Source organism: Acidimicrobiales bacterium (genome assembly GCA_036399815.1).
Classification (GTDB): Bacteria; Actinomycetota; Acidimicrobiia; order Acidimicrobiales; family DASWMK01; genus DASWMK01.
In genome coordinates, this window is sequence record DASWMK010000055.1 from 1 (window position 1) to 9,404 (window position 9,404).

At 77.1% G+C, this 9,404-nt stretch carries 5 protein-coding genes; 1 reads left to right on the top strand and 4 read right to left on the bottom strand.

All coding sequences use genetic code 11. The features are described from left to right. From VGB14_04165 to VGB14_04175, 3 genes are all read right to left on the bottom strand, one after another. Positions 1–3,993: alpha-(1->3)-arabinofuranosyltransferase family protein (locus tag VGB14_04165; GenBank protein ID HEX9992104.1), on the bottom strand; the 3,993-nt coding region annotated here is incomplete at its 3' end. After that, positions 3,990–5,207, bottom strand: coding sequence for a glycosyltransferase family 4 protein (locus VGB14_04170; protein ID HEX9992105.1), 1,218 nt, complete (start codon positions 5,205–5,207; stop codon positions 3,990–3,992). The genes VGB14_04165 and VGB14_04170, both read right to left, overlap by 4 nt. Beyond that, a complete protein-coding gene (locus VGB14_04175; protein ID HEX9992106.1) occupies positions 5,204–6,433 on the bottom strand; it encodes an acyltransferase in 1,230 nt (409 codons plus the stop codon). The genes VGB14_04170 and VGB14_04175 overlap by 4 nt, the downstream gene beginning before the upstream one ends. Before the next feature lie 71 nt (positions 6,434–6,504). Between VGB14_04175 and VGB14_04180 the strand changes: the two genes are divergently transcribed. Then, a complete protein-coding gene (locus tag VGB14_04180; GenBank protein ID HEX9992107.1) occupies positions 6,505–7,980 on the top strand; it encodes a class I SAM-dependent methyltransferase in 1,476 nt (491 codons plus the stop codon). Here the strand turns inward: VGB14_04180 and VGB14_04185 are convergent. Then, positions 7,977–9,341: a glycoside hydrolase family 43 protein gene (locus VGB14_04185; protein ID HEX9992108.1), complete on the bottom strand. Its 1,365-nt coding sequence runs from the start codon at positions 9,339–9,341 to the stop codon at positions 7,977–7,979. The genes VGB14_04180 and VGB14_04185 overlap by 4 nt on opposite strands. Positions 9,342–9,404 lie beyond the last annotated feature (63 nt).

A 9,404-nucleotide genomic window follows, 5' to 3' on the forward strand; every position in this document is an offset into this window, starting at 1 on the left:
CGGGTCGACCACCGCGAGGGCCACGCAGGCCAGCACGGCGACGAGGGACAGCCCCAGGCCGGCCCACACCGTGCGCTGCGGCTCCCACGTCATCGTCACCTCGACGGGCCGGCCGTCGGGCGAGCCGGGCAGCAGCCAGCCGTTGGCGAACCCGTCGACCAGGGCCGAGCCTCCGAGCGACTCGCCACCGGCCGACGCCGTCCACCCGGCGTTGCGGCTCTGGCCGAGCACCAGCCAGGTCGGCGCCGTCGCCCCCGTCACCCGGGCCCGGACCGACGTGCGCCCGGCCTCCAGCACCTCCACCGACGGCGACGGCGACCCGGCCGGCGGCGACCCGGCCGGCACCCGGCCGTCGGCGTCGAGGGCGACCGGCCCGCCGCCCGGCGCCGACGCCAGCACGAGGCGGTCGAGGTCGACGCCGGTCGTCGCCCCCTTGGCCGCCCTGACCACGTGGTCGCCGGGGCCGAGCACGAGCGGCCGCCCGTCGCAGGTCTCGACGGCCAGCCGGTCCCTGGCCGCGGCGCCGCCGGCCTCGCCGGCCAGCCGGAGGCCGACGGGCGACCCGTCCACGGTCAGCAGGTCCTCCCGGCAGTCGCCCGGGAGGGGCCCGGTGGGGAGGGGCTCGGTGACCCCGGCGAGGCCGAGCTCGGCCACGCCGACCGGCATGGTGATCGGCCCGTTCGTGTAGTAGTCGGTGGTCGTCACCTCCCTGACCGCCTCGACCGTCACCCGCACGGTCGAGCCGGTGAGCGGCGGGAACGACACCGGGGCCTCGACCACGGCGTCCTCCTCGGCCCGGTCCTCCACCGCCGGCACGTCGACCACCCTGGACTCGCCCCCGGCCTCGACCAGCAGGCGGGTCGGCACCGAGTGGCGGCCGTCGGCCACGAGGGCGAGGTCGAGGTGGTCGAAGGTGACCGGCCCGGCCGCCTCGACCTCCAGCCAGTGCCCCTCCTGGCCGAGGAACCCCGGGCTCCAGTGGGTGGCCGGGTCGCCGTCGACGGCCGCCGCCGACCGGGCCTCCACGTCGCCCGGCAGCCGGCCCGACGACCGGGCGACGAGCCCGCCGCCGGCGCCCAGCAGCCGGTCGAGGATTTCGTCGGGGGCGTAGGCCGACAGGCGGGCGGCGCCGGCCACCGTGAACGACCGCTCGGCCGGCAGCGAGAACGTCCTGGCCATGGCCGGCTCCTCGTCGGACCGGACCGGCTCCCCCGGGTTGGAGCGCTGGCGGGTCATCAGCAGGGTCAGGCGGTGGTCCAGGGAGGCCTCGCCGGCCGTCGCCAGCAGGTCGACCGGCAGCCGGACCAGCTCGGTGACCTCCACGCCGGGGATGCCGACCTCCGCGAACCCGACGCCGCTGATCCCCGTGTAGTCGCCGAGGCGGCCCCGGTCGGTGGCGACGATCTCGACGTCGAGGCGGGAGAACGTGCGGGACGGGAACGTCACCACCTGGCCCGGGGCGGCGAGCGACTCCGGCCCGAGCACGGCGTCGACCGGCTCGCCGCCGTCGTCGCCGGCGAAGTGCAGGCGGACCTCGGTGAGGTGCCGGTTGCGGGCGCCCCGCACCGGCTGGAGGAGGGTGACCCGGTCGGTCGTCACCGGCCCGTCGGGCACGACCGTCAGCCGCTCGCCCTTCCCGTCGACCGCGGAGAACGCCGCCGTCTCCCAGGCCGTCTCCGGGTCGCCGTCGAGGGCCAGGGCCGGCCGGTTGTCGGCGGTGAGGGAGACGGGGTTGCCGTAGCTGGTGGCCGACACCTCGGCCCCGGGCGTGACGGCCACCGTGCGGTCGTCGTCGTCGGCGTCGGGGAACACGTCGAGGCGGGCGTCGGCCAGGTCGTCGACGGCCGGCTCCTCTCCGGCCCGCTCGGTGTAGCCGGCGTTCTCCCGGACCGTCCGCCACCGCCGGGCCCGGCGCCGGTTGGTGTCGGTGACCACGAGGTCGGCCCCGCCGGCGAGCGCCTCCTCCAGCTCGGCGTCGGACAGCGAGGCCGCGTAGAGCAGCACCCGGTCGCCGGTCACGAGGCCCTCGGCGGCCGCGTCGACCACGCCCTCGCCGTCGCCGGCCAGCACCAGCGGACCGGCCGCCGGGTGGGCCCGCACGATCGGGGCGGCGTCCTCCACCGGGAAGGCGGCCACCGGCGGCGGGTCCTCGGCCCCCGGCGCGGTGGCGAGGGCCAGCTCGTCGACGAGGGGCAGGCGGGGGTCGGGCACGTTCGGCGCGGGGTCGCCGAAGCCGACCGGCTCGCCGAGGCCGGCCGGCGGCGGGGTCAGCTCGTCCCACAGGATGCGGGGCCGGGGGGTGCGGTAGCGCTCGAACTGGAGGTCGGAGCGCAGCACCACGTCGCCCACGCCGAGCAGCCGGGCGACCGGGGCGATGGCCTCCGGCTCGGCGATCCCCTCCTGGAAGCGCCGGTCCAGGGCGATCAGGAGGTCGGCGGCGGCCGGCGAGCCGAGGAAGGCGATCAGCTCCCTGGCCACGTACGGGCGGTCCATGAGGCCGGGAGTGACGGGGTCGACGGTGTTGCCCCAGCGGTAGGCGGCGAAGTCGATGCCGGGGATCTCGAGCACGCGGGTGGCGTCGCCCCGCCCGTCGAGCCAGGCGGCCGCCTCCCGCCAGTAGCCCGGCACCTCCTCGTCCCGCAGCAGCCCCTCGTCCACGAACTGGCCGGCGAACAGGGCCGGGTTGGCGGCCAGCACCAGCGCGCCGACGAGCACGGCGGCGACCACGCCGGACGTCCGCAGCCGCCGGCCGAGCGCCGTCAGCGCCGTGCCGAGCAGCACCGCGAGGCCGAGCACGACGAGGGGCACGGCCCTCGCCGTGGAGCGCAGGGCGAGGCCGGCCGTCGAGCCCTCGGCGAACGCCTTGAACAGCCCGCCGACGGGCGACGGGTCGTCGAAGGGGTGGGTGCCGACGGCCACCACCGTGCCGACCAGCACCAGCGCCACGAAGTAGGCCCGGTGGCGGAAGCGGGTGACGAACGCGCCGGCGACGGCGAGGACGGGCAGCGCGTAGGTCACGGCCAGCACGCCGAGGCGCTGGGTGTAGGTGACCGACGCCTCGATCCAGGGCCCGAGCTTGTCGCTGCCGTAGAAGAACCAGTAACCGAGGCCGCGGACGACCTCGATCGACACCGACGTGACGGCGACGGCGTCGAGGGTCTCGCTGAAGTCGAGGACGGGCAGGCCGTAGCCGCCCTGCACCGACAGGGCGGCGACCCACCACAGCGACACGCCGGCCGTCAGCACGCCGATGCGGGCCACCGTGCCGAGCGCCTCCCGCCACGTCGCCTCCCGCTCCACCCCCACGGCGAACGGGAACCACAGCACCGGGCCGATGCCGGCCAGCAGCAGTGCGGTCGCGTTCACCCCGCCGACCACCAGCGTGACCAGCGCGAACAGCGCCGGCCACCGCCACCCGCCCCGGCGAAGCGCCCGCATGGCGACGGCGATCAGCCACGGCAGCCCGGCGAAGGGGAGGAGGATGGCGCTGATGCGGGCCGCGTAGTCGAGCGTGTACGGGCTCAGCGCGTAGGCGAGGGCGGCGACCACCGGCCCGGCGCCCCGCCAGCCCATCGTCCTCGCCAGGAACAGCACGCCGGCGCCGGCCGCGAACAGGATCCCGGCCAGCCACAGCCGCTGGGCCACCCAGTCCGGCAGCCCGAGCCGCTCCAGGGCCCAGTAGTACGGGCCCATCGGGAACAGGTAGCCGATGTTCTGGTGGGTGACGGTGCCGAGCCCGGTGTTCGGGTCCCACATCGCCCACGCCCGGGACAGCAGCTTGGCCGGGTCCAGGTACAGGTACTGCTTGGTGTCGGCCCCGACCCGGCCCGGCTTGGTCAGCAGCAGGGGGACGGTGACGAGCACCAGCAGCCCGAGGTGGGCGGCGACGGACACCCGCCGGTCGGTCCACCGCGACCGGCCGGGGCGGGCGTCGGAGGGGCGGGGCGCCGGCGGGGGCGGCCGGTCGTGGACGTCGACCAGGGACCGGCTCATCCGGGCCGGTGGCGGCCCCGGGCGTGGCGGTGGGCCTCCTCGGCCAGGGCCTCGAGCGTGCCGCGGGCGGTGGCCTCCCAGGTGAAGCGGCGGGCGTGGGCCAGCGCGCCCTCCTGGAGGCGGCGGCGGAGGTCGGCGTCGCCGAGCACCCGGTCGAGGGCGGCGACGATGCCGGGCAGGTCGCCGGCCAGCAGCCCGCTGCGGCCCTCGTCCACGGCGTCCTCGTGGCCGGCGATGCGGGTGACGACGCTCGGGGTGCCGCACGCCGCCGCCTCGGTCAGGGTCATCCCCCAGCCCTCGCGGGCCGACGTGCTGGCCAGCACCCACGCCGACCGGTAGAGGTCGATCAGCGCGGCGTCGTCCACCCGGCCGGCCAGCGCGATCCAGCCGTCGGCGTCGTTGGCCGCGATCTGCTCCCGCAGCGCGCCCCGCTCGTAGCCGTCGCCCACGATCACGGCGCGCAGGTCGGGGTGGCGGGGCTTCAGGGCGACGAGGGCGTCGACCAGCAGGTGGAAGCGCTTGACGGCGACGAGGCGGCCCACGGCGACGACCAGCGGCCGGGGCGACCGGGTGCCGCCGGGGGAGAAGCGGGGGTCGATGCCGGGGTGCACGACGCTCACCCGCTCGGGCCGGAACCCCAGCTGCTCGACCAGCTCGCGCTTGGAGGACTCCGACAGGGTCACCACCCGGGTGCGCCGGTACAGCGGCGGGGCCAGGCGCCGCTCGATGAGGTCGCCCACCTTGGCCAGGTTGGGCGGCAGCGCCATCTGCCACATCTCGGCGTGCACGTGGTGGAGGAACGTGATCCTCGGGCCGGCCGCCCACAGCGGCGAGAAGAACGGCATGCCGTTCCAGATCTCCACGAGGCCGTCGCGGGGGCCCATGGCGCCCCGCAGCTCGGCCAGCGCCGCCCTCGGGAAGATCAGGTAGCGCCCGGCCCGGCGCACGACCTTGTAGCCGTCGCGCACCTCGGTGGGCAGGTGGCCCTGGGCGTACGAGGTGCGCATGGTGACCTCGATGCCGGCCGCCGCCCACAGCTTGGCGATCGCCGCGGCGTGGATCTCGGAGCCGCCGGCCTCGACGTCGGCCAGGTCCCGCCAGGCCAGCATGTGGACCCGGCGCAGGCCGGCGGACGCGGCGATGTCGCCGAGCTTGGCCACCGCGGCCTGGTCGGGGTGGTCGGCGCCGTGGCCGGTGGTGAACGTGTCGGTCATCGGGCGGCGGCCACCGAGGCGACGGGGACGGTGCGGGCCCGGCCCCGGCCGTCCGGCCGGCGGCGGAGGAGCGGGGCCTCGACGAGGAACCAGCTGGCGGTGGCGGCGGCCAGTCCGAGGGCGAGGCCGGCGGCCAGCAGGAGCCAGAACGGGCCGGCCCCGACGGCGTCGCCCGTCCACCGCAGGACCCGGTCCATCCACGCCTGGTGCCAGAGGAACAGCCCGTAGCTGACGAGGCCGACGGCCACCACCGGCCGGGAGCGGAGCAGGCGGCGGACGGCGCCCTCGCCCGGGTCGCCGACCACGGCCGGCACGACCAGGAACACCGCCGTCAGGCCGTACAGCAGGTGGCGGGCGAGGGTCGCCCCGGTGGACGCGGCGGCGAGGCCGGTGGGCAGGTCGACCACGACCGCCACCGTCCAGAACGAGGCGCCGGCGAGCGCCCACGAGAGGCCCGGGCGGCGGCCGAGGGCGGCCAGCCAGGCGGGGAGCGGCGCGCCCCTGGCCGAGCGGGCGCTGACGACGGCGAGGGCCATGCCGGCGGCGAACAGGTCGGCGTACGCGGGGAGCCAGCTGAGGCCGAGGTGGTTGGCCGACCCGTCGACCTCGAGCACCCACAGGCGCCAGAGCGAGGCCCCGGCGGCGACGGCGGCGAGGGCGAGCAGCTCGACCCTGGCCTGGTGCCCGGCGTCGCGCCCGCGCCGGCCGGCGGCGAGGGCGGCGGCCCACAGCGGCAGGGCCAGGTAGAAGGTGACCTCCACGCACAGGCTCCACGCCTGGGGGATGCCGCCGAAGGCCCGCAGCGGGTCGTACACCTGGAGGAAGCCGTAGTAGGTGACGGCGTCGGCGGCGGAGTGCATGCCGGTGCCCACCCCCATCACCACCTGGGTGACGGTCAGCGCCACCCAGTAGGCCGGCACCAGGCGGAGGAAGCGGCGCCACAGGTAGGCGCCCGGGCGGGGCCCGTCGCCGCCGTCGAGGTGGGCGGCCGCGAACGGCCGGTAGAGGAGGAACCCGGAGAGCACGAAGAACACGGCCACGCCGGCGTCCATGCGGGCGAGGAACGGCCCGAACGGCTCGCCGTCGCCCGCCCCCGACAGCCAGGTGGCGTGGGTGAGCACGATCATGGTGGCGGCCACGGCGCGCAGGCCGTCGATGCACGGGAAGTGGCGCCGGCCCGACCGACGCTCGGGCGCGACGGCCTGGAGCGAAGGGCGGTCGGCCATCCGGAGCATGCTAGGCGACCCTTGTCCGGATGCCCGGTACCCCGGTCGGCCGTCGGTACGATGGCCACCCCGTGACCGCCCCGACCTCGACCCCGCCCGAGCTGCACGGGCTGGAGCGGGCCCGCACCCTGTGGCGCCTGTTCCGGCGCGAGCAGGTCGACCCCGCGCCGTTCTACCGGTTCCTGGCCGCCGAGGCGGCGAGGGACCTCGAGCGCCGCCACGGCCCCCTCGACGGCACGGTGGTCGGCGACCTCGGCTGCGGCCCCGGCTGGTACACCGAGGCGTTCCGGGCGAGGGGCGCGGTCGTCCTCCCGGTCGAGGGGTCCCTCGACGAGCTGCTCGGCGGGGGCACGCCGCCGCCCGGCGCGGTGATCGGGGACGCCGCCCGCCTGCCCGTGCCCGACGGGTCCCTCGACGGCGTCTTCTGCTCGAACATGCTGGAGCACACGCCCGACCCCGGCGCCGTGATCCGGGAGATGGCCCGGGTGGTGCGGCCGGGCGGCTGGGCCTACCTGTCCTGGACCAACTGGTACTCGCCCTGGGGCGGCCACGACATGACCCCGTACCAGTTCCTCGGCCCCCGCCTCGGGCCGAAGCTGTACGAGCGCCGCCACGGCCCGCCCCGCAAGAACCGCTACGGCGAGGGCCTGTTCGCCTGCCACATCGGGCCGACCCTGCGCCTCGCCGGGTCCGTCCCCGGCCTGCGCATCGAGTCGGTCGAGCCCCGGTACTGGCCGTGGGCGTCGTTCGTCATGCGCGTCCCCGGCGTGCGCGAGGTGCTCGCCTGGAACTGCGTCATCCGCTTCACGCGGGAGGCGCCGGCGCTCGTCGCCGCGCCCGGCTTCGAGGCGGCGCTCGCCTCGGTGGCCGACGTTGAGGGGTGGATGACCCGCGACCAGGCGAGGCGGCTGTGGGACCGGGCGTCGGAGGTCAAGCCGGGCGGCCGCATCGTCGAGATCGGGTCCTACCGGGGCCGGTCGACGATCGTGCTCGCCACCGCGGTGGACGATGGGGTCGAGGTCGTCGCCGTCGACCCCCACGCCGGCAACGACCGCGGCCCGCAGCAGTGGGAGGGCACGCCCGAGGAGGGCCAGGGCGACCACGAGGTGTTCCTGCGCAACCTGCGCCGGGCCGGCGTGGCCGACCGGGTCCGCCACGTGCGGGAGTTCTCCGAGCAGGCGCTGCCCCACGTCGGCGGCGAGATCGACCTGCTGTACGTGGACGGGGCCCACCGCTACGTGCCGGCGAGGAACGACGTCGTCCGCTACGGCGACCTCGTGCGCGACGGCGGCACCATGCTCGTCCACGACTCGTTCTCGTCGGTCGGCGTCACGCTGGCGCTGCTCCGGGAGCGGGCCTTCTCGTCGCGGTGGCGCTACGTCGGCCGCAGCGGGTCGATGACCGAGTACCGCAAGGAGCCGGTGGGCCTGCGGGGCCGGTTCCGCAACGCCGCCCGCCACGCCGCCGGCCTCCCCTGGTTCGCGAAGAACCTGGTGATCAAGCTGGCCGTGCTGGCCAGGCTGGTCGACCGCCCCTGGCCCTACTAGGGGTCGAACAGGACGGGCTCGCCGGCCTCGAAGGCGAGGCGGCTGAGGTGCAGCATGCGGCGGTTGGGGTAGCCGACGTCGGGCGCCGTCCACGCGTGGTACGCCATCCAGAGGCGGCCGTCGGCGTCGGTGAACACCTCCTGGCCGCCCGGCCCGGCGACCGTGCCCTCGGTGGCGAGCAGCGGGCCCGGCGCCTTCGTGCACGGGCCCTGCGGGCCGTCGCAGCGGGCCCAGCCCACGGAGTAGCCGGCGCTGTTCCAGGCGCCGGCCGAGAAGAACAGGTAGTGGTCGTCGCCGTGGGCGGCCATCGACGGGCCCTCGACCGTCACCCCCTCCCACGGCTGGTCGCGCTCGACGAGGGCGGCCGGCTCGCCCTCGACGGCCAGGCCGTCGGCCGACAGCCGCTGCGACCAGATGGTGGCCGGCCGGTCGCCGCCGGTCCCCTCGCTCTTCCACAGCAGCCAGGCCGAGCCGTCGCCGTCGACGAACGGGCTCGGGTCGATCGAGCCGCCCTCGTCCCGCTGGCACACGAACGGCCCGCCGGAGTCGTCCACGAAGGGCCCGGCCGGGTCGTCGGCCACCGCCCTCGACACGCACTGGAGGCCGGACGCCCGCTCCCGGGCGGTGTAGTAGGCGACGAAGCGGTCGTCCACCGGCAGCACCGACGGCGCCCACGTGCGCCCCGGCTCGGCCCACGCCGGCAGGTCGGGCAGGGCGTCGCCCAGCCACTCCCAGCGCTCCAGGTCGGCCGAGCGGATGGCCTGGACGTGGCCGGCGGTGGCGTTGGTGGCGTAGCCGTAGTAGCCGTCGCCCACCCGGACGACGAAGGGGTCGGCGAAGTCGAACGGGAACACGGCCGACGGCCCGCCCGCGCCGAAGACGGCGTCGGCCAGCCGGCACTCGCCGGCCACCGCCGACAGGGCGGCCACCGCCCCGCCGGCGTCGTCGGCCGCCGAGCGCTCCAGGCCCTCGCCCACGCCGACCAGGCAGCCCTGGAGGGCGGTGACGGCGACGGCGGTGAGCCCGCCGGCGGCCTGGGCGGCGTCGCCGGCCGCCTCCAGCGCGGCGAGCGACGCCCTGGCCTCCGCGAGGGCGGCGGCCAGGTCGTCCTGCTCGGCGGCCAGCCGGTCGGCCTCCGACTCGGCCGCCGAGACCCGGTGGCGGAGGGCCTCCAGGCCGGCGGTGGCGTCGGCGAGGCGAGCCTCGGCGTCGGCCAGGCGGGCGGCGGCCGCGGCCGCGGCCGCCGACGCGGCGGACCGCTCGTCCCCGGCGTCGGCCAGCCGGCCCCACCCGGCGGCCCGGTCGGCGGCCAGCAGGGCGGCGACGGCCGCCGCCCCGGCCAGCACCAGCCGGCCCCTCACGGTCGCACGGCCATGGACTCGGCCGCCGAGCAGTCGACCGAGGCCGACCGCAGGGTGGCCTCG